This window comes from Levilactobacillus acidifarinae DSM 19394 = JCM 15949 (assembly GCF_001434835.1).
Classification (GTDB): domain Bacteria; phylum Bacillota; class Bacilli; order Lactobacillales; family Lactobacillaceae; genus Levilactobacillus; species Levilactobacillus acidifarinae.
In genome coordinates this window covers 381,484-400,888 of record NZ_AZDV01000028.1, presented here as the reverse complement: position 1 = coordinate 400,888, position 19,405 = coordinate 381,484, and the positions used below count along the sequence as shown (strand labels likewise).

The 19,405-nt window shown below is 53.5% G+C and carries 23 protein-coding genes and 1 tRNA gene; 16 read left to right on the top strand and 8 right to left on the bottom strand.

Annotated features, from left to right (window positions below; translation table 11 throughout):
• Position 1 precedes the first annotated feature (1 nt).
• Together FD25_RS13625 and FD25_RS13620 are read left to right on the top strand one after the other, a co-directional pair.
• The gene (locus FD25_RS13625) at positions 2-1,381 is read left to right on the top strand and encodes a sensor histidine kinase (RefSeq protein WP_057804793.1); all 1,380 of its coding nucleotides are present in this window, start codon (positions 2-4) and stop codon (positions 1,379-1,381) included.
• Positions 1,382-1,552: 171 nt separating this feature from the next.
• Positions 1,553-2,245 carry a phosphatase PAP2 family protein gene (locus FD25_RS13620; protein ID WP_057804792.1) on the top strand — a complete coding sequence of 231 codons (693 nt, stop codon included), beginning with the start codon at positions 1,553-1,555 and terminating at the stop codon, positions 2,243-2,245.
• A 154-nt stretch (positions 2,246-2,399) separates the two neighbouring features.
• Here FD25_RS13620 and FD25_RS13615 read toward each other — a convergent pair whose 3' ends face one another.
• On the bottom strand, positions 2,400-2,615 hold the full coding sequence (locus tag FD25_RS13615) for a P8 family protein (RefSeq protein ID WP_057804791.1): 216 nt from the start codon (positions 2,613-2,615) through the stop codon (positions 2,400-2,402).
• A 133-nt stretch (positions 2,616-2,748) separates the two neighbouring features.
• Positions 2,749-3,132: a glycine cleavage system H family protein gene (locus FD25_RS13610; protein ID WP_057804790.1), complete on the bottom strand. Its 384-nt coding sequence runs from the start codon at positions 3,130-3,132 to the stop codon at positions 2,749-2,751.
• Between the two features lie 172 nt (positions 3,133-3,304).
• Between FD25_RS13610 and FD25_RS13605 the strand changes: the two genes are divergently transcribed.
• A complete protein-coding gene (locus tag FD25_RS13605) occupies positions 3,305-4,339 on the top strand; it encodes a lipoyl protein ligase domain-containing protein (protein ID WP_057804789.1) in 1,035 nt (344 codons plus the stop codon).
• 2 nt (positions 4,340-4,341) lie between these two features.
• Complete coding sequence (locus FD25_RS13600; RefSeq protein WP_186811152.1) at positions 4,342-4,665, top strand: DUF7671 family protein; 324 nt, start codon at positions 4,342-4,344, stop codon at positions 4,663-4,665.
• A gap of 84 nt (positions 4,666-4,749) precedes the next feature.
• On the opposite strand, the gene FD25_RS13595 is transcribed toward FD25_RS13600, so the two are convergent.
• A complete protein-coding gene (locus tag FD25_RS13595) occupies positions 4,750-6,405 on the bottom strand; it encodes a peptide ABC transporter substrate-binding protein (RefSeq protein ID WP_225428555.1) in 1,656 nt (551 codons plus the stop codon).
• Between the two features lie 503 nt (positions 6,406-6,908).
• Here FD25_RS13595 and FD25_RS13590 point away from each other — a divergent pair.
• From FD25_RS13590 to FD25_RS13570, 5 genes are all read left to right on the top strand, one after another.
• Entirely contained in the window at positions 6,909-8,039 is a 1,131-nt protein-coding gene (locus FD25_RS13590) for an A/G-specific adenine glycosylase (RefSeq protein WP_057804787.1), read from the top strand.
• 13 nt (positions 8,040-8,052) lie between these two features.
• Positions 8,053-8,373 (top strand): hypothetical protein, encoded by a 321-nt coding sequence (locus tag FD25_RS13585; protein ID WP_057804786.1) that lies wholly within the window; start codon positions 8,053-8,055, stop codon positions 8,371-8,373.
• Positions 8,374-8,385: 12 nt separating this feature from the next.
• Positions 8,386-8,994 (top strand): alpha/beta hydrolase, encoded by a 609-nt coding sequence (locus FD25_RS13580; protein ID WP_057804785.1) that lies wholly within the window; start codon positions 8,386-8,388, stop codon positions 8,992-8,994.
• Positions 8,995-9,182: 188 nt separating this feature from the next.
• Entirely contained in the window at positions 9,183-9,386 is a 204-nt protein-coding gene (locus tag FD25_RS13575; protein WP_024746588.1) for a cold-shock protein, read from the top strand.
• Positions 9,387-9,610: 224 nt separating this feature from the next.
• The gene (locus FD25_RS13570) at positions 9,611-10,819 is read left to right on the top strand and encodes a metal-dependent hydrolase family protein (protein ID WP_057804784.1); all 1,209 of its coding nucleotides are present in this window, start codon (positions 9,611-9,613) and stop codon (positions 10,817-10,819) included.
• A 72-nt stretch (positions 10,820-10,891) separates the two neighbouring features.
• On the opposite strand, the gene FD25_RS13565 is transcribed toward FD25_RS13570, so the two are convergent.
• Together FD25_RS13565 and FD25_RS13560 are read right to left on the bottom strand one after the other, a co-directional pair.
• Complete coding sequence (locus FD25_RS13565; RefSeq protein WP_057804783.1) at positions 10,892-11,302, bottom strand: hypothetical protein; 411 nt, start codon at positions 11,300-11,302, stop codon at positions 10,892-10,894.
• A gap of 176 nt (positions 11,303-11,478) precedes the next feature.
• Positions 11,479-13,269 (bottom strand): heavy metal translocating P-type ATPase, encoded by a 1,791-nt coding sequence (locus FD25_RS13560; RefSeq protein WP_057804782.1) that lies wholly within the window; start codon positions 13,267-13,269, stop codon positions 11,479-11,481.
• Between the two features lie 168 nt (positions 13,270-13,437).
• Here FD25_RS13560 and FD25_RS13555 point away from each other — a divergent pair, with 168 nt between their 5' ends.
• Positions 13,438-14,019 carry a TetR/AcrR family transcriptional regulator gene (locus FD25_RS13555; RefSeq protein WP_057804781.1) on the top strand — a complete coding sequence of 194 codons (582 nt, stop codon included), beginning with the start codon at positions 13,438-13,440 and terminating at the stop codon, positions 14,017-14,019.
• Between the two features lie 159 nt (positions 14,020-14,178).
• Here FD25_RS13555 and FD25_RS13550 read toward each other — a convergent pair.
• A tRNA-Arg gene (locus FD25_RS13550) sits at positions 14,179-14,252 on the bottom strand.
• Positions 14,253-14,359: 107 nt separating this feature from the next.
• Here FD25_RS13550 and FD25_RS13545 point away from each other — a divergent pair.
• The 4 genes from FD25_RS13545 (at position 14,360) to FD25_RS13535 (ending at position 15,875) form a co-directional block, all read left to right on the top strand.
• Complete coding sequence (locus FD25_RS13545; protein ID WP_057804780.1) at positions 14,360-14,665, top strand: hypothetical protein; 306 nt, start codon at positions 14,360-14,362, stop codon at positions 14,663-14,665.
• Positions 14,666-14,764: 99 nt separating this feature from the next.
• Positions 14,765-14,914 (top strand): hypothetical protein, encoded by a 150-nt coding sequence (locus tag FD25_RS14225; protein ID WP_164480503.1) that lies wholly within the window; start codon positions 14,765-14,767, stop codon positions 14,912-14,914.
• Positions 14,915-15,010: 96 nt separating this feature from the next.
• Complete coding sequence (locus tag FD25_RS13540) at positions 15,011-15,703, top strand: NAD(P)H-dependent oxidoreductase (protein WP_057804779.1); 693 nt, start codon at positions 15,011-15,013, stop codon at positions 15,701-15,703.
• On the top strand, positions 15,696-15,875 hold the full coding sequence (locus FD25_RS13535; RefSeq protein WP_057804778.1) for a hypothetical protein: 180 nt from the start codon (positions 15,696-15,698) through the stop codon (positions 15,873-15,875). The genes FD25_RS13540 and FD25_RS13535 overlap by 8 nt, the downstream gene beginning before the upstream one ends.
• A 48-nt stretch (positions 15,876-15,923) precedes the next feature.
• Here FD25_RS13535 and thiD read toward each other — a convergent pair whose 3' ends face one another.
• Positions 15,924-16,748 (bottom strand): bifunctional hydroxymethylpyrimidine kinase/phosphomethylpyrimidine kinase, encoded by an 825-nt coding sequence (gene thiD / locus FD25_RS13530; RefSeq protein WP_057804777.1) that lies wholly within the window; start codon positions 16,746-16,748, stop codon positions 15,924-15,926.
• A gap of 102 nt (positions 16,749-16,850) precedes the next feature.
• On the opposite strand from thiD, the gene FD25_RS13525 reads away from it, so the two are divergent.
• On the top strand, positions 16,851-17,147 hold the full coding sequence (locus tag FD25_RS13525; protein ID WP_057804776.1) for a hypothetical protein: 297 nt from the start codon (positions 16,851-16,853) through the stop codon (positions 17,145-17,147).
• Positions 17,148-17,212: 65 nt separating this feature from the next.
• The gene (codA, locus tag FD25_RS13520) at positions 17,213-18,454 is read left to right on the top strand and encodes a cytosine deaminase (RefSeq protein WP_057804775.1); all 1,242 of its coding nucleotides are present in this window, start codon (positions 17,213-17,215) and stop codon (positions 18,452-18,454) included.
• Positions 18,455-18,669: 215 nt separating this feature from the next.
• Here codA and FD25_RS13515 read toward each other — a convergent pair whose 3' ends face one another.
• Complete coding sequence (locus tag FD25_RS13515; RefSeq protein ID WP_057804774.1) at positions 18,670-19,143, bottom strand: hypothetical protein; 474 nt, start codon at positions 19,141-19,143, stop codon at positions 18,670-18,672.
• Positions 19,144-19,405 lie beyond the last annotated feature (262 nt).

The following is a 19,405-nucleotide window of genomic DNA, read 5'->3' as shown; positions in this document are numbered from 1 at the left end:
CATGACGAAACGTTTAACGACCGCTCAAGAGATTCAACGCCGGTTCCTGATTATGTTAGTGGCGCTGACTCTTCTAATGGGCCTAAGCGTTGTCGGAACGGTGGGTTATCAGCTACTCAAGCAGCAGGAGCGAATCTCGAACCACGTGGTTGCCAGTCTCAAACGCTCACTGAACGATTGGGAACCCGACTGGCAAGCTTGGGACTGGCACTTGTGGCGACAAAATAGTGCCATCGATACCCGCCGAACTTACGTGCTGGCTAATCTGGAAGGGAAAGTGACGAAAACTTATTATTCGCCCAACGCACGCACGTTTATCAAAGCGAAACATTATGATATTCCCTTCTTTGAGGCGTTGACCTACACGCCGGGGTACGGGATTACCTATTATCGTTCGGGATCGCGGGCTCACGTTTCGTTCGAGACCTGGGTCAGTCTAGAACCAATTACGAGTCTATTGTGGTTGGTGGCCGCGGTGGTGACGGCGGTGGCCCTTTTGATTTTACTGATCGGGTGGGCCTACGTCCGCGTGAGTGCCCGCAGCATCACGAAACCGTTGGCGACTCTGAGTGATACCGCACGGCAACAGGCGCAAAGTCCGCAGACCAAGGTGGCGTTACCGGTGCCGGAGCAGCCCTTAGAGGTCCATCAGTTGGCCCAAAGTATTAACGCGCTATTGGGAGCCATTAATCAGCATACGCAACAGGAACGGGAATTTATTGCCAACGCCGCTCACGAACTGCGCACGCCGATCACGGCGATTCGGGGCCACGTGCAGCTGGTTCAACGGCGGGGGGCCGCGCATCCCGAAATCATTCCCCGTTCGCTGGGGTTTATCGATGACGAATCGGCGAAGATGCAACGTTTGGTTAATAGTCTGCTCACGTTATCGCGGGCCGATCGGGGGATGCTTAAATTGACGACGCTCGATGTGGTGCCCCTAATTCACGAGACGCTCGTGGAAAAGCGGGCGGTCTTTACGCAATCCATTACCTATCAGGGGCCCACAACGGCGGTCGTTAATGGGAACGCCGCTAGCGTTCAACAGATGGTGAGTGCCCTGCTCGACAATGCCGGTAAGTATAGCCCGGCTGATCAACGCATTACGGTGCGGGTAACGGTGGGGACTCACGTGACGGTGGCCGTAGAGGACCTGGGGTCGGGAATTGCGGCCGCGGACAAAACCAAAGTTTTTGACCGATTTTACCGTTCTGCGTCCGCCCGTGATCAGAAGGTGGCTGGCACGGGCTTGGGGTTAGCCATTGTTGCGCAGTTGGCGGCGTTAAACCACGTGACGGTGACGATTCAAGATAACCAGCCCACGGGAAGCCGGTTTGAATTAACCTTTGCGGCGCCCAATTCTGAAAAAATCTCAGATTAATCTCTTTTCCTATAAGTAGTTAAAAGGGCAAGTCTTGACTATCATAGAAGGTGTTCTGAAATAGAAGGCTTTTAGGCGGAAAGAGACGGGTGCAATGGGGAGTTTGCAGTTAGGCATTTTAATTGTCACGAGCTTGATTAGTTGGCTAGCCGGATAGGGGGAGACGAAGACATGTCACGACGACAAGAAAATGAATATTTTGCGCTGAGTGGTTTAGGGCTTTTTGGCATTTTAGCGTTACTGGCGAAATTTCGGTTTGCCTTTCTAACTGCCGTGGATCAGCGGGGGTTGGCCATCGTCTCGGCGCACTTAGCGCGGGGGGGGATTCGGTGGTTTCACGCTATGACGCTTATCGGGAGTCCAGTCGTGACTGGTGGCTTAATCCTGCTCATGGCGGCCGGTTATTGGTGGCGGGGACACCGTGAATGGGCCGCGTTTCTGGGGACGTTATTGATCAGTGGGGATGCCATTGCCTGGTGTTTTAAACAGCTGGTGGCTCGATCGCGACCGGTCTTGCCGGTCATTGCCGACAGCGGGTACAGCTTTCCCAGTGGCCACGTGTTTAGTGCGACGTTACTGGCGTTGGCGTTAGGGGTACTCATCGCTCAATGGTTACCGGCGGGTCGCTTACGCTTTAGTTTACAGGGATTAGTGGGCTTGGGGGTCCTCTTGATCTTAATCTCGCGGTTGGTTTTACGGGCTCATTATCCCAGCGATACGCTGGCTAGCCTGCTACTGGCCACGGGGTGGTGGTATCAATGGCGTGTCTGGTGGCCGGTATTGGTCAAACGATTACCGCAACGCCCACAGGCTAAGCATGGTCAACGGAGTAAGCAACGAGAAAAAATAAATTGGGGACACTAAAGAAGACGGCATAAAAATAACGGACGGTCTGGAATTGGGGAATTCCGGACCGTCCGTTTTTGATTGGCCAGGTAGGTTGGTGGGCATGCGGCTAAATTTAGGCCAAAAAAAATAACGCCACCATAATGGACGACGTTATTTTTAAGTGAGCCGGTTACTTCTTCAGATTTTCTTCAACGTAAGCCTTGACGTCAGCGTCAGACTTCGCATCGATCTTCTGCATCGAAGCTTCAGTTTCATCGGTGTTGTGACCATTGGCTTCCATGAAGTGATCCCAAAGGGCGTCACGAACAGGAATTGAATCCTTGGACCAGTCAAAAACTTCGTCCATCTTTTCATCCAATAAAGCGGTCTTAAATACAACAGCCATAACCATTACCTCCAATTAAAAATTGGGTCAGTGTAGCTCAGTTGATTGGCATGGGTACCACCGGCTTCAATTCTCATGATAGTTCATTTTAAGAAAAATGGGAACTAATTTATCCAGATTAGGAGGTGCTTGGTCAGGCGACCTGTAAATCTAAAATCCAATTGTCCGCTTGGCGTTTAGGACTGATGGTACTGGGATCGGCGACCAAGGCTTCGTTGACCTGAGTCACGGTACCCGCGTAAGGTGTCTTGAAATTTTCGACCGCCTTATCACTTTCGACCTCTAAGATGTCGTCGTTGGCTAGCAGGTCGTCGTCGACCATGATGGGCAGGTCGGCGAAGCTGATCTCACCGATCTGGGTGAGCGCGTCGCTGGCCAAGCCTAGGCGATAGTGACCGTGCCCCCGTTGCTCGATCCACACACCGTCCTTGACAGTCAAAGGTGGGGTGCTGGGGATGTGGCGGTGGTGCCACCAATTTTTTAGGCGTTGCCAGAAGGATGGGGTTGAATTAGTCATCATAAACTTCCTCTCAATTGTGAATTTGACTCTAGTATACGGATTTATGGAACCGCTGACAACCATCGACGTTCCGCTATCCTGGGGAGTTGTTGGGGGTCGGTGCTTATGCTAAACTTAACTTAAATTTGCTGGTTGCCTAGTGAAAAGGCACGAAGGGAGCTACCCAACTATGTTTTTGATCGATACGACGCGTCGGGGGCAAGTGGTCACCGACGCAATCGTGAATCAATCCATTGATAATTACCTGGTCAACGAGTTAAAGTTGCCGGGTCACGGCCTCATGATGTACGTCAACCAGCCGGCGGTCATCGTGGGCATTAACCAGACGGTGACGGCCGAGGTCGACTTTCGGTACCTCGCCGAGCATCACGTCCAACTAGTTCGGCGGACGTCCGGAGGCGGAGCCGTGTACCATGACGAACGCAACCTGATTTTCGAGCATATCGTTAACGGCGATCCGCAAGACGGGTCGAAATTTGGCGACTACACGGTCTTTGCCGACCCGATTTTACGGGCCCTAAAGGCCATGGGTGTGGCGGAGCTGGGCATCAGTCAGAAGAGCGCGTTGACGGTAGCCGGCAAGAAATTTTCGGGGATGACCATGTTTAAGAACGGCGACGGCTACGCGGCCGGGGGGACCATCATGTATGATTTGAACGTCGATGCCGCCCACGCGGCGTTGATTCCGGCGGGCGACCGGCCCCACCGCGGTGTGGCCTCGAACCGGGTCCCCATTACGAATCTGCGCCAATACCTCGCACCGGCATACCAGGACTTAGATATTCAAGCCTTCCGCGAGGCCTTACTCTGCCACGTCTTTGACGTCGAACGGGTCGACCAAATCGACACTTACCACCTGACCGACCACGATTGGGCGGTCATCGACCAACGCTTGGCCGAGAAGTATCACACGGATGCCTGGAATTACGGGGCCAATCCCGGTTTTCGGCAGTACCAGCGATTGACCGTGCCCGCCGGTGACCTACACGTCAACTTCACTAGTCAGCGGGGAGAACTGCGACGGGTCGCGCTCTTTGGGACGGTCGCTAGTGCGCCACAACTGGCGCAGATCGCCGAGCAGTTGGTCGGTGTTGCGACGACGGCCGCGGCGTTAACGCCCGTGTTGACCCAGCCGGCCGTAACGGCGGTGCTGGGAACCGCAACCGTTGCGCCGTTAATCGACGCATTGACGAAGGGGGCGTAAACGTGGCGAAGGCAAAGTACGCGGTGAATCAATACCTGGGGGTACCGGTAGAGACCGATGCTTCGGGACATTACCAGATCAAACGGGAGCCGGATGGCGATTTCAAACTCCATTCTTGGCGCACCGGGCGCCACAGTAAGGGCAAGTACCGGGGTGCGGGACAGATCTTTCTGACCGAAAACAATCTGAAGGTGGCGGTGGTCGCCGCCTATCCGGTCGCTTACAAGGAACGGCACGGGTACACGCCAATGCAACGCTTGACCAGTGAATTCATTGATGAGGCGGTGCTGAAGGTTGCCCAGGAGCGGTTACCCCAGGCAAAATAAGGTTAAACCATTTAAAACGCGTCCGTTCAGGTCTAAATTTCTGAACGGACGCGTTTTAAATGGTTTGCCAATCGTTTAGTGACATTATTTCACGAAGTAAGCTTCCTTGAAGTTCGACTGGGTACCCACGGTGTTAAACTGCACGCCGTTCAAGTGTGGATTGATCAGGTACGTGCTGGCGGGTTGAAACAATGGGGTGACGCCCTGTTGTTGCATCAAGATGCCATCGGCCTTGAGCAGGGTCTTCCACCGGTGGGTGTTGAACGCCGGCGCGGTGCTGGCCTGAGCTACTAAATCGTCGTAGGTAAAGTTACGCCAGTGACCGGTATTGGCCGTACTGGTGGAGGTGTACAGCGACAGCATTGACAACGGATCGGCGTACTGGGCTCGTTGGGTGGTGAGGTTGAGGTCACTCGTTAACGGTGCCGAGCGGTCGGTTGTAAGTTGCCAGACCCGGGCTTGGGGTTTGATCGTCAGGCCGGGCAGGGTTTGGGTCAACTGCTTAATCAATTGTTTGGCTAGGGACTGACTGTTTGTCGCGTCCAGATAGCTTAACGTCAGGGTGACGTGGGTCAGGCCCGCTCGTTTTAAAGCGGCGCGCCACTCGCGTTGGGCCACCTTAGGCTGGTACTTTAGTGTTTTTTGGTGAGGCTGGCTGGCCGCAAAGTCGGCGGTGCCCCTTAGGCCGCGGCTAAGGCCGGCGGGGACGATGCCTTGGGCGGGTAACGAGGCACTCCCATAGGTGTTACGTCCTAACGTTTTGCGGTTGATGGCGTGGGAGATGGCCAGACGAGCCTGGCTTTGAGCTAACAGTTGATTGTGGTGAACGTTGGGGCCGTTACGCCGGTAGTTTAGGAGAATCATGCGTGAATAAGGCCGGGCGGTGTAGGAATTCTTGTATTCGTAAGCTTTGACACTCTTCTTCGTGAGGAGACGCACCTCGTCGAGTTTGCCGGCTCGATAGTCGTGCCAGGCCTTCGCCTGACTCCGGTAAACGTTGACGTTGATGCGGGTCAGATAGACGTGCTTACGGTCCCAGTAGTGGGGGTTGGGGACCATGTGCCAGTGTTGGCGGGTGTCGCCGTGACTGCTGACCATGAAGGGGCCCGCGTAGACCTGGTATTCCGGTTTGGTGGCGTACTTTTTGCCAAACTTTTTAGCAATCCGTTGATTTTGCGGGCCGAACAGGGGATAGGCCAAGCGTTGGGGGAGTTCGGCCATGGGGTGGTCAAGGTGCACGATGAGCTTAAACTTGCCCTGGGCTTGGACGCCCAACTGGTCGGCGGGAAGCTGCCCGGCCAGAATTTGTTTGGCGTTTTGAATCCCCCGGAATAGGTCGGCGTCGGGCGCCTTGGTTCGTGGATCGAGGGCCCGGCGCCAAGCGTATACGAAATTTTGAGCGGTGATGAGGTCACCGTTACTCCAGTAGGAATCCTTCCATAAAGTGAAGGTATAGGTCGTTTTAGCGGCGTTGACCTTGACGCGTTGGGCCAGGGCTAACTGGGCCTGACCATCGCGGTTCGTTTGATATAGACCTTCGATGGTGTTGTTGAGGCGACCAAACTGATCCATTTTGTCGGTGTCTAAGGTGGTCAGCGGGTTCCCGGTCGCCAGGTCCAAGGTTTGCCGCTGGGCCATGACCCCTTTGCTGTCACTGGTAGAATTGACGGTGGTATTTTGCGTACAGCCGGCTAACCCGCCGACCAGGATAATTAAAAATGGGATAATCCAGTGTTTCACTATTGACCCCTCCGATATGTAAACAGCTTCCTGTTTGATGATAGGGGAGCAAAATAGTGGCGTCAAGTCCCAGTTAAGGGCCGTGACTTGTGATGGGCCGGGGAATTCGCTAGAATTAAGAAAATGATTATACACTAGGTTAGGATCTAAGACTCTAATCCGGGTGAGCCAACGCTGCCGGGCTAGTCAGCAACGGGCTGAAACGGGGTGGGCACAGCTTCAACTCCATAAATCAGGCCTTGAAAACCGGCCCTTGTCTAGGCCGGTAAAAGAACACCGGCCAACACAAATTTCGCCCCTGAGCCCATTTCTGACTAACCCTTCAGCTTACACTGGTCATGAAGGTAATTTTGGAAAGTAACTTGGCCTCTTCAGTTGATCAGTGTCCGGTCTGGGGGCGTGTCAACCGTTCACCCTGAGTATTGGAGGGCGCCTAATTTTAGTCTAGCTGATTTAATTAGTGCATTATTGATGTATTAAATCGTCATTCTGGAGGGATGCTCATGGAAAAATGGTCAACCACGACGATTGCCGACTTTCGGCGCACGTTACTCGCTTGGTACGATCAGGAAGGTCGCGATTTGCCCTGGCGGCATGACCAGGACCCCTATCACGTGTGGGTCAGTGAGATCATGCTCCAACAAACGCAGGTCAACACGGTGATTCCGTACTATCAACGGTTTATGGCGGCTTTTCCCACGGTTGAAGCGTTGGCCCACGCCGCCGAACCGGATTTGTTGAAGGCCTGGCAGGGGCTCGGCTACTATTCACGAGCCCGCAACCTACAACGGGCGGCCCAGCAATTAGTCACCGATTATCATGGCCAGTGGCCCCGGACCGCAGTGGCCCTCCAGGACTTAGTCGGCATCGGGCCGTACACGGCCTGCGCAATTGCCAGTATCGCCTTTAAGGAGGTGGTGCCGGCCGTCGACGGCAACGCCTTTCGGGTCTTTGCGCGGCTATTACTGATCGACGCCGACATTGCCCAGCCCAAGACGCGCCAGCTCTTCTTTGACGCGATTCACCCCATCGTGGATCCTCAGCGGCCGGGGGACTTCAACCAGGCCGTGATGGACTTGGGATCGAGCTACATGACCGCCAAAAATTCCGATCCGGCTCATTCACCCGTGCGGCGGTTTGACGCGTCGTATCGTGATAATCGGGTACTAGATTTTCCGGTAAAAACCAAGAAACCCCGGCCCAAATTGATTCCGTATTATGGCTTACTGGTTCACTCGCCGGCTGGTGACTTGGTGGTTCAGCGGACGAGTCAGCAAATGCTGACCGGTTATTGGACCTATCCGTTGGTCACTAAAGCCGATTTACAGCCGGATGAAGCCCCCGAACCAACCACGTTAGCGGCCGATATCACGGCGATAGAGCAGCGGTGGGCGCAAGACTACCACCTAGCAGTGACCTTTCAGCCACTGGGCGGCCAGGCCGTCAGTCAGACCTACACGCATCAACGGTGGCAGGTCAAACTCTTGGTCGCTGAAGTTTCAAGCGCGTTAGACCTGACCTATTTTCCGGGTGAGTGGGTGCCACGTGAGCAAGTAAAGGCGTTACCGTTACCGAAGGTGCAAGAAAAAATGATGCAGCGCTGGGCGAAAAGCCGTTCAGCCGTCAATAAATAGGGGGAGTTTACTTATGCCAACCATTTTTACGATTTTAAAATTCGTTTCCGTCAATCACCAACCCATGGCCAGTTCACAAGTCATCATTACGGATGCCACGGGCAAGCCAAACGGGTTACTGAGTGATTTGGTCCACGATTTGATCAACGATGCGCTGCTGTTTGTCAACTTAGCGGACCTGGAGACTCCGGAAGAGCTGGTTGCCAAGCTTCACGAACACACGCCACTCCCTAATGACGTTTTAGACGAATACGGTAAGATTTTAACCGAACCCTGTTTTGGGCTGAACGTGGCTCCCCAGAAGGATACGGTAGAAATCGTGGTTCACCGGTAGGGGTGGTTAATCATGAGTGAGTTGATTGAAACCATGCCCGGCGCTAATACGGCGCCACCATTGTTGTTGCTTCAGGGAACGGGCGGAACTAGCCGCGAAATCTTGGAATTTGGTCGCCGGTTAGCGCCGCAAAGTCCGCTATTGACGATTGCGGGGCGGCAGGGCGTGGGGGCCCAACGGCAGTATTACACCCAAACGGCCAGTTCACCGGCCCAACCGGCACAGGTCGACCAAGAGACCCGGTGGGTGGCCGCTCAAGCCCGCCGAGTGTGTCGTGAGAACCACTGGGACGTGTCGCAACTGGTCACGGTTGGATACTCTAACGGGGCGGCGTTAGGGGCCTACGGGATTCGTACGGGGCTGTTACCTGGTCGGGTCGCCCTGCTATTTCACCCGTTATGGTTGGACGTGGCCCAACCGGTGACGGACGCTCGGCGAGAAGTTTGGTTATCGGCGGGGCAACGAGATCCGTTGGTCAGCGTGGCCACCGTTCAAAAAATCGCGACGGCCTGTCAGAACCTGAAAATAGCGACCACCCTTGAGGTGACCGGGGGAACGCATCATTTAACACCCCACGAAGTAATGGCGGCGTACCGGTGGTTAGCGGAACGATTAGACTAATTATTATCAATTTCAGCAAATATTTAGGATTTCCCATTTGCTATTCTGGGCAATACCTGTTATCCTATGGTTAATGTATTTATGGTTCGGAAGTTTTAAAGGCTCGACGTTCTTTAAGAATGGCTCCTTTTTACCCCAGCTTTCAAATGCAAATATTATTGCGCTATGCGCACGGAGGTTTCATTCTTATGGAACAAGGTACTGTTAAATGGTTCAACGCTGATAAAGGTTACGGCTTCATCACTCTTGAAAACGGCTCAGACGTTTTCGTTCACTTCTCTGCTATCAACAGTGAAGGCTTCAAGACTCTTGAAGAAGGCCAACACGTATCCCTTGACGTAGAACAAGGCGATCGTGGCCCACAAGCTGCTAACGTTACGGTTGTTGACTAATTTACATTAGCCTATAGCCAAAAAGGTCACCATCTTCGGATGGTGACCTTTTTTCGTGCTCAACTTTTAGATTAAAAAATAATGAGTTCAATTAATACTCAGGTAAACATTGTATTTACAGGGTTTTTGAACATAACTATGCTTAATAGCCTGAAATTAAATTGACAATTATGAGAAGTTCTCTTAGAATTTGACTAATTACTGAATTCAAGGGAGTTTTGTTCATGACAAAAACATTTTTACACGCCCAGCTCTTTAACGGCGTTGATGACCAATTACAACCCGATACCTACCTGACCGTGGACGATCACGGCGTCATTACGGCCCTCGGTACGGGCGCGCCGGCAGCGGAGACCGTAGCGGGGGAAACGATTGATTTACGTGGTAAGGTGGTGATTCCCGGGCTGATGAACGTGCACACCCATATCATGAGTGGAGCGGCGGACCAACCGGGGGATCATCTCTCCGAAACGGAAGTGACCTACCGGGCGTTAAAGAACTTGAAGGCGTTACTGCACGACGGGGTGACCTATATTCGGGACTGCGGTTGTGCGTTCGGGGTGGACATCAAGTTGTCGCGCCTGCAAAAGGCCGGTGAACTGGGTGGAACCGAGATCGACGGTTCCGGGCGCCCGATTTCCATCATTGGCGGCCACGGGGATGAACCGCAGGGCCTTGACGGGGAAAGTAATCTGGGGCACCTGGTCAATTCCGCCACCGATGTGCGCCGGGCCGTCCGGGAAAACTTTAAGTTAGGGGCCGGTAACATCAAGGTCATGGCTACCGGGGGCGTCATGTCCGCCGACGACGAGGTTGACGATACGGAACTGACCGAAGAAGAGATTCGCGTGGCCGTGCAAGAAGCTCATAGTAAGCACATGACGGTGGCCTCACATGCCCAGGGTAACCGGGGGATCCAACTCTCACTTGAAGCTGGGGTAGATTCTATCGAACACGGGATCTACATCGACGCCGATCAGATTCAACTGATGAAGGACCAAGGCACTTATTTGGTGCCGACGCTGAGTCCTTGCGATAAGATCGACCGCTACGGCAAGGAAATCGTGCCAGATTACGTCTACCGAAAGAACGCCGGCGTGAAGGAAATCTTCTATAAAAATATGCGCATTGCGTTGAACTCGGGGATCAACTACGCCGTGGGAACCGATGCGGGAACCCCGTTTAACGGGTTTACCACCGGGACCACGGACGAAATCGTCTTAATGACCGAGATGGGTCTTACGCCGTACCAAGCCTTATTGGGCGCGACGCAAAACGCCGCGAAATTACTACAAATCGATGATCGATACGGCACGTTAGCAACGGGGAAGGTGGCGGACTTCGTTGTCTTAGACGCCAATCCGTTAGCCGACATTCACGCCGTCCAACAGACCGACAAACAAGTTTATAAGAAGGGGATTCTGGCCGACTAGGCCGATTCACCCAATCTTAGCAAAAAACGTCACCGTTAACGGGAATTATTCTCGTAACGGTGGCGCTTTTGATTAGAGGGCGTTGTGGTGGCCAATCTGGCTAATCAGGACAATCGCCGGTGCCAGAAGCAAGGTGAGGCTGACGCGGCCCAATGCCGGTAAAATATGGACTTGGTGCGGGTCGTAGTCTTCTAAGGGCATTAGGGGCAGACCCGCGGCGTAGAGGGCGGCGCGAGGTTTCGGTGCGGTGGGGGCTGATTCGGCGCGTTGACTCAGTAAATTGATGAGATGGCGCACGTCTCGGTCCGCCAACGGAAACAGCCCGTAACTCAGGAACCAATACCAGTTTATCGGTGACCAATTCCAAACGAAATGGCCGACGATGAACTGACAATTTAACAATACAAGAATGCTGACTAACGGTAATGCCTTTAAATAAGCACTCGCCACTTGATGGGCGAGTGGGTGTTTAAATGTTGTCATGGAACCCCCTCCTTAGATTATCCTCAGCATAGGACCAATTTAGAAGTGAGCGGGGTTAAACGGCCTTACAGGGAAATGGTTAGGATGACTATTATGGAAACACGCACACATTGATTACGGGGGTCAATAAAAAACTCGCGGCTGATTGCGGCCACGAGTTTTGAAAAGGATTAAGGTTACCGATCCGTTCTGGCCCGTAAGGCGTAGAGAATCGTAATGGTGTCCACGGCCTCTTGGAACAAGGCGCCGATGATGGCGGGGATGATCCCGAAGCTGGCAATCAGCATGAGCCCAGTGCAGATGGCGATGCCGATCAGAACCGATTGACGGGCAATCCGCATGGTGTCCCGCGAAATTTTGACGGCGGTGCTGACCCGGGTCAGGTCGTCTTTTAAGACCACCGCGTCGGCGGATTCACTGGCCGCGGTGGCGCCGTGAGCGCCCATGGCGATCCCCACATCGGCCGTGACCAGCGACGGTGCGTCGTTGACCCCGTCACCGACCATGGCCACGGGCCGCTGGTCGGTGGGAAGCTGACGTAACACGTCAATTTTATCGGCCGGTAGGCACTCCGCGTGAATTTGGTCGATACCGACCTCGCGGGCAATCTGGTGGGCGATAGCCGGTTGGTCCCCGGAAATCATTAGAAGATTGGTGATGCCCAGCCGGTGAAGGGTGGCCATGGTCGTGGCCGCTTCCGGCCGTACCCGGTCGGTAAAGGTAACGCACCCCACGTACTGGTCGTTGACCGCGACGTAAACGGCGGTCTGTTGGACCTTCCGAATGGGTTCGTTAGTCACGTAGCCGGCTTTACCGGCCCGGACCGTTTGACCGTCAATGGTGGCCTGAATCCCGGCCGCGGTGGTCTCCGTAACGTCGCTGGCGGCTAGTAAGGCTTGTTGGTTAGCGGCCAGTAACGATCGCGCTAACACGTGATTGGAGTGCTGTTCCACGCTGGCGGCGAGCTGGAGTAGCCGGTCGCTGGTCATCCCGGCCTGGGGCAAGACGCTGGCCACGACCAGGTGACCCTGGGTAATCGTTCCCGTTTTGTCGAAAGCAAAACTGCGAACCTGGGCCAATTTTTCTAGCGTGGTCCCGGTCTTGACGATGATGCCGTTCCGACTGGCGCGACTCATCCCGGAGACGAGGGCGATGGGCGCGGCTAAAATCAACGGACATGGCGACGCCACCACTAAGACCTCGGCGACGCGGACGGGATCACCCGATAACCACCAAGCGATACCGGCGATGAGGTAGGCCCCCAAGGTAAAGGGGACGGCGTAACGGTCGGCCATGCGGACGAAGTGGGCCGGTTGATTTTCGGCCTGTTGGACCAAGCGCACGATGTTTTGGTATTGACTATTGGCCGCGGTCTGGTCGGCCCGGATATGGATGGCTTGATCGCCGTTGATGGCCCCAGACATCACGGTGTCGTTGGGCCCCTTATCGATGGGACGAGATTCACCGGTCAGCGAGGATTCATCGACCGTGGTGGTCCCTTGCAACACCGTGCCGTCTACGGGGATGGCTTCGCCGGGTTTAACCAGCAGCTCTTGGCCGACGGTGACGGCGTCAATATGAATGTCCGTGAGGGTATTGGCCGTGACCAGGTGGGCATCTTGGGGCGAATTTGCCAAGAGGCTTTGCAGCTCGGTGTTGGCCCGGTGGGCGGCAAAGTCTTCTAGGGCGTCCCCACCGGTCAGCATGAGCAAAACGATGAGGGCGGCCCAGTATTCACCTACGGCCAGCGTGGCGATCACCGCCGTGATGGCTAAGAGGTCGACCCCAAATTTACCGGATTTTAAAGTCTGCACCATGTCGATGAACATAAGTAGGGCGATCAGACTGCCGGCGACGATCAGAATCCCGGCCGTCCAGTGTGGTTGTTGAAAGATGAACTGAGCACTTAACGCGGCGATCCCGGCCACCAGAACGCCCCATAAGCGTTTATAATTTGCGAGTTTCACGTGACACGCCTCCTAATAACGGACCACATCTTGGGATAACTGATACAGCCCGTAAAGTAATTATCTTTAGTATAACAACTTTTTTGCTGGGCGTATTCCACCAAGTTGCCGAGAACGCATGGTACACTTTATCTAGACAATGATTAACGTGGGAGGGAGTTCGATAGGATGGCGACGAAACAGGAAACCGATCAACGGATTCTAACCGCCTTTTCGGAATTGGTTTTAAAGTACGGCTATCACGGCACCACGACCCGGAAGATTGCGGACCGGGCGGGGGTCAACGAAAGCACGGTCTTTCGCCACTTTAAAGATAAGCATCATCTATTAGACCAGTTGATTGAGCTGTACATTGAAGATATTGACAAGATCAATAAAACGTTTCAAGTTGACGGCGACATCGAAACGGATCTGCAACGGGTCGCAGAACTCTACGCCGACTTTATTCAACGGCACCAGGCCGTATCGCTACTGGGTGTTAAGGAGGGGAATCAATTCCCCGAGATTCGGCAGGCGGTCAAAAAGTTGCCGTTGCAATTTGCGGCTTCGTTAACCAACACCTTTAATCAGATGGTGGCTAGCGGGGAGATCAATGCGCAGGTCAACGTTCCCCAAGAAGTCAGTAACTTTATTCTGATTAACTTTGGGAACGCCGTGTTCAACGACGTGTACTCGTACGGTGAGCTTGGAATCCCGCTCGATCGGTTCGTAGCGGAAAATATTAAGACCTTTGCTCAACATTTAAAGTAGCTAACCAAGAGTGGGACAAAAGGCGCTTAGCTGGCTTACGGGGTTAAGCGGAACCAGCTGCCCTTTGGCGCACGTTTCGGCACAGATGTTCGGAAAACAAAAAAGCCTGAGACTTTTGCCCCAGACTCTGGTGTTTCAATCGATTAAACGATTTAACGATGTCGCAAGAGAGATTCGAACCCTCGACCTACGGTTTAGAAGACCGTTGCTCTATCCAGCTGAGCTATTGCGACAAAATCACTCACAGTCATTTATTATAGAGAAGCCAACGCGCCGTGTCAATCGCGAGTCGTCGGGCGTGTTAAGGGCGAAACCACGTCGATTAGAGGGGGGCGAGACCATGACCATTGTGCATATCTTGGCGGAAATTGGGGTATTTTTTGCCGCCATTAGTTTGATTTACTATTTCTTTCAGATCACCCAGGCACAGGGAGATCGCCGGAAGAATTTACGCAACGTCGGCATCGCCATCGTGGTGTTGCTGATTGCCTACCCGGTATCGAACCTGGCGGGGAAAAAGGACGTTAGCCCAACCAACCAAATTTCTAACCAGGTCAAGAAGGTTAAAAAACAGCATCAAGACCGCCAACGCGAGTCTTCCCGTTCTTCGGAATCAACCTCAGAATCGACCAGTTCAGCACGCTAATTCTCAAGAAATTTCAATTTTTGGCGATTGGGTCTTGCAATCTTTCTGTAACATTACGATAATGTAATTGTAATCTCATGTTGACGGGGGGAATTTCTGATGATGGCTGTTTTGATCATTTTGTTGATTATCTTGTTCGCTGCGGGAGGGCAATTGTACCTCAATAATTTAGCGGCCTTTCGGAAAAAGAGTAAGCATTTGGCCGGCCACGACCGCTTCACGGATCATTCCAAGCAACGATTAAGTTAAAACGACGGCTCACAAGCGCTGGCTTGCGGGCCGTTTTTGCTGGTAAAAAAGTAGTTCTATGCTACAGTAAACCCAACGATAAAGGAGTTGACGGAGATGCAGACGTTAGTCTTGGTGGCCCATCCGCATTTGGCGGATTCGACCACCCAACAATTTTTTAAGGCGAGTTTACCCGCGACGGGGGTGACCTACGAGTCTTTGGATGCGCAGGAGACGTACGCGGTTGACCGGGAACAGGCCGCGTTGCGGCAGGCCGACCGGATTATCTTGCAGTTTCCCCTGTACTGGTACGCGGCCCCGGCCAGTTTGGCTCGCTGGGAAGCAGCCGTTTTGACCCGGACCTTTGTTTACGGCGATCGGCGCTACCCACTTGCGGATAAGGAACTGGGCGTCGTGGTCACCACGGGGATGCCCGCGCAGGCCTTTCGCCGCGGGGGCCTCGAAAACGTCACCATTGATACACTGATGGCCCCGTTAGCGGCCCTGGCGCACCGCGCGCACATGACTTGGTTACCGACGATGGCGGTCCATCAATTTAACTATTTAGACGAAACCCAAAAATTACAACTAGTAGTGGCTTATCAGCGCTACCTGACCCAATCCGCGCCCGATACGCTGGCTAACCGGCAGGCTTGGTTTGCGGCCCGCCTACCGGCCATGGTGGCAAAGTTAGCCCCGAAGGACCGGGCGATCGGGAAACTAATTACCGCGACTTTGACGCAACAAGCAGACGAGCTAGAAGCGCTCATGGCGACGTTAGCCATGATTAAGGAGCAAGACGATGACTGATAACCAAGCGTGGTTACACCAACAGTTACAAACGGTGGCCCAGCACCAGACAAAATTTACGGACCGGGCCTTTTGGGTCGCGTTAGACCATCTAGCGGCCGAACAAGCGCAACGTCAAGATCAATTACAGGGCGAAATCGACGGTCGCACCTGGCGACCGGATAAATGGTAAGCCATGACGACCAAAAACGCCCCGGACGATTGTCCAGGACGCTAGGATTTAGAGCTGTTCGTAAGCCCGATTTTGGGCGGCCCAATGGTTGATAGGACCAAACTTGTGAGCAACGTCGATGGGGTGGCCAATCGCGGTGTTGACGAAGGCCTTGGCAATGGTGATGGCTTGCTTCATCGGCGTACCCTTGGCTAGTTCGGCCGTGATGCAGGCCGATAAGGAGTCCCCGGTACCGTTGACCCGATCGGTCGCGTGGTAGGGTTCGCTCAGCCAGAAGCTGTCGCCGGATTCAAGAAGCACGAAATCTCTAACGGTGGTCTGGTCGGCGATGGCGTGGCTACCCTTGGCGATGATGTTCTTCGCCCCCATGGCCTGCATCTTTTGGGTGGCGGCGACCATGTCCGCGTCGGTGCGAATCGTGGTTTCGGCAATTTTTTCGACCTCGTAGAAGTTCGGGGTGAGCACCGTCGCTAAGGGGAGTAGTTGCGTCCGCAACGTTTCAAAGGCGCTTTCTTCCAATAACTGATTGCCGTGCTTGGTCATGATGACGGGATCGACTACTAAGGGACCAAAATCGGCGGCTTGGTAATTTTGAACCACGTCGTTGATCAGTTCGGAGTCGGCGAGCATCCCGGTCTTAGCGGCCCGAATGTGGTAGTCGGCCGCCAGGTCTTTAAACTCCTGATCAATGAAGTCGGTGGGCATGGGAACGCTAGCATGGATACCGTACGAATTACCGGCCACGCAGGCCGTAATCACGGAAGCACCGTAAACGCCCCGGGCAAAAAAGGTATGTAAATCGGCTTGCATGCCGGCGCTCCCATCGCTATCAGAGCCCGCAATGGTGAGGGCCTGTGGATAAGTATTAGTCATCTGAATTCCTCCTTAGAACAAACCTGATTGTTCTAAGGATAGCATGAAATCGTGAAAATGCGACCAGAGATGTTTCCAAGATGAAACGAGGGGATGAAAGAGATGTCGCGACAACAATGGTGGGGGTTAATCTGGGGCCTAGTGGGACTTCTGGCAGGAATATTTGCCCTGAACGGGGCCACGGGTTGGGCCTACCGGATTATTGGTCAGGAACCCGTGACTTTATCGCTCGGTTTAGGTGGATGTGTGATAAGCTTAATAGGAATCGTGAAGGCGTTTCCTCACCAGTCGGGCTGGTGGCTAGCGTGGCTGGTCGTGGCAACTTGGGTTGCGGGACTTGGTGCGCTGGCTGATGGACTGTTGTTGTGGTTCGGCCAAACGATTTCGGGATTTTATTAAGTCGGGTTGCAACGCATCGGATGGTGTGGCGACGGACATACCCGTTTCAGGAGGAAATAGTAGACATGTTAATTCAACAAGGATTGATTGAAAATGCCACCGCCCCACAGGACATTCGCATTGAGGACGGGAAGTTTACCGCCATTGCGGCGCACCTTACGCCTAAAGATCACGAGACGGTCATTGACGCGCACGGCAAGCTGATCTTGCCACCGTTTGTCGATCCCCACGTGCATCTGGATAGCACCATGACGGCGGGAGATCCCGAATGGAACCAGTCCGGGACCCTGTTCGACGGGATTCGGATCTGGGGAGAACGGAAGAAAACGTTGACTCACGACGACGTGAAGCAACGGGCCCGGCAAGCGTTGGAACTCCAAGCTTCGCACGGGATTCAGTTCGTGCGTTCCCACGTGGACGTGACCGACCCGAACCTCACGGCGTTAAAGGCACTGTTAGAAGTGCGAGATGAGGTCAAGGACTTCATTGAACTTCAGTTGGTGGCCTTTCCGCAAGACGGGATCTTGTCGTTTCCTCACGGCAAGGAATTGATGGAGCAGGCGGCTAAGCTGGGCGTCGACGTGATCGGGGCCATTCCTCATTTTGAATTTACTCGCGAATACAGCGTGGAATCACTACACTTTGCGGTTGGTTTGGCGCAGAAATACGGTAAGTTGGTTGACGCTCACTGTGACGAAATCGACGACCCGGCTTCCCGGGGCTTGGAAACGTTGGCGACGTTGGCTTACGAAACCGGCTTGGGCGACCAAGTCACGGCTAGTCACACCACGGCCATGGGCTCGTACAACAACGCCTACGCTTACAAATTGATGCGGTTATTACAACTCTCGCACATTAATATGATTTCCAATCCACTGATCAACACTCACTTGGGCGGACGGTTCGACACGTATCCTAAACGGCGGGGCTTGACCCGGGTCAAGGAACTCAACGAAGCCGGCGTTAACGTGGCCTTCGGGGAAGACGACATCAAGGATCCTTGGTACCCGATGGGCGACGGCAACATGCTTGACGCGCTGCACACCGGGATTCACGTGACTCAGATGATGGGGTACGACGATATCTTGAACTCGTACCAGTTCGTCACGACTCACGGGGCCAAGGCCATGCACGTGAGTGATCACTACGGCTTAACGGTGGGCAAGCCCGCCAACCTGGTCATCATGAACAGCGATAACTTCTATAACGCGTTGAACACCCGGGCGGAGATTCTATACTCAATCCACCACGGCCGCGTTATTGTGCAGACCGATCCTAAGCAGGTTCACTTGAACTTAACTAAATAACACTAAATTTAGAGGCCAGGACATCAGTATAAGTCCTGACCTCTTTTCTACGGTTAGTCAAGGACAGATTGTGAAAGTCATCCGTCTTGCCGGTTGGCCCTGAGGGAAGCCAGCGCAAAGACGCTGACTACCCCCAACGACACCACTACTAACCGCCTTCTGGCTCACTCTTTGAATGCGGGGCAAACAAAAAGCGCTCCGAGGATTCGGACCGCTTACTTTTTTAAGTGTTTCGTCTTTTTCACCGTGGAAACCGTGGGCTTCTTGGGTGTCTCGACGCTCTTCTTCTTTTCGTGATGTTGCGTGCGGAGCTGTTCTTTTAAAACCTCAATCTCGGCGACGTGGTTGGTTTTCCATTCCTGGTAGGAACTCGTCGAATCGGTGTCGTTGGGTTTTAAGCCGGTATTTAACCAAAAGCAGGCTTCGGATAGACTAGGGAAGTTATGAATCCATAACGTTTGACCGTTATCGGAGTCAAAGGCGACGTAGGAGCGAAAATGCTTCTTTAAAAACGTATGCCGCCGAATCTTAAAGGCTTCCCGTTTCCGCGTTAAGCGATAATCTGGCAGGATGTACTGGCCGGAGAGTGCAAGTTCGGGAAAACGTTCACCCCGTTGGTCACGTTGATCTTTCAACATGGCGCGGGCTTGGTCGACGGTGATGAGGGTGGCGCGAATAGGACTTTCCATAAAAAACCTCCTTAAAAATTTGGGCGAGACAATTGGTTATTTACCCGCCGGTCAGTAAAATCCTTCTACCTACTAGGTTAGCATAATCCCTACATGATGAAAACAATTTCTCCCTCTAAGTTACCCATTCTTAACGTTCTAGTTACCGTAAAAGTCAGTTGGCACGGGACCCACAAATGAGTGGCGTGGTAACGGCTTCATGATTTTGGTAATACTCAATTTCATCGAAGTGCGGGAAAAGTATGGTAAACTAGCTAAGATT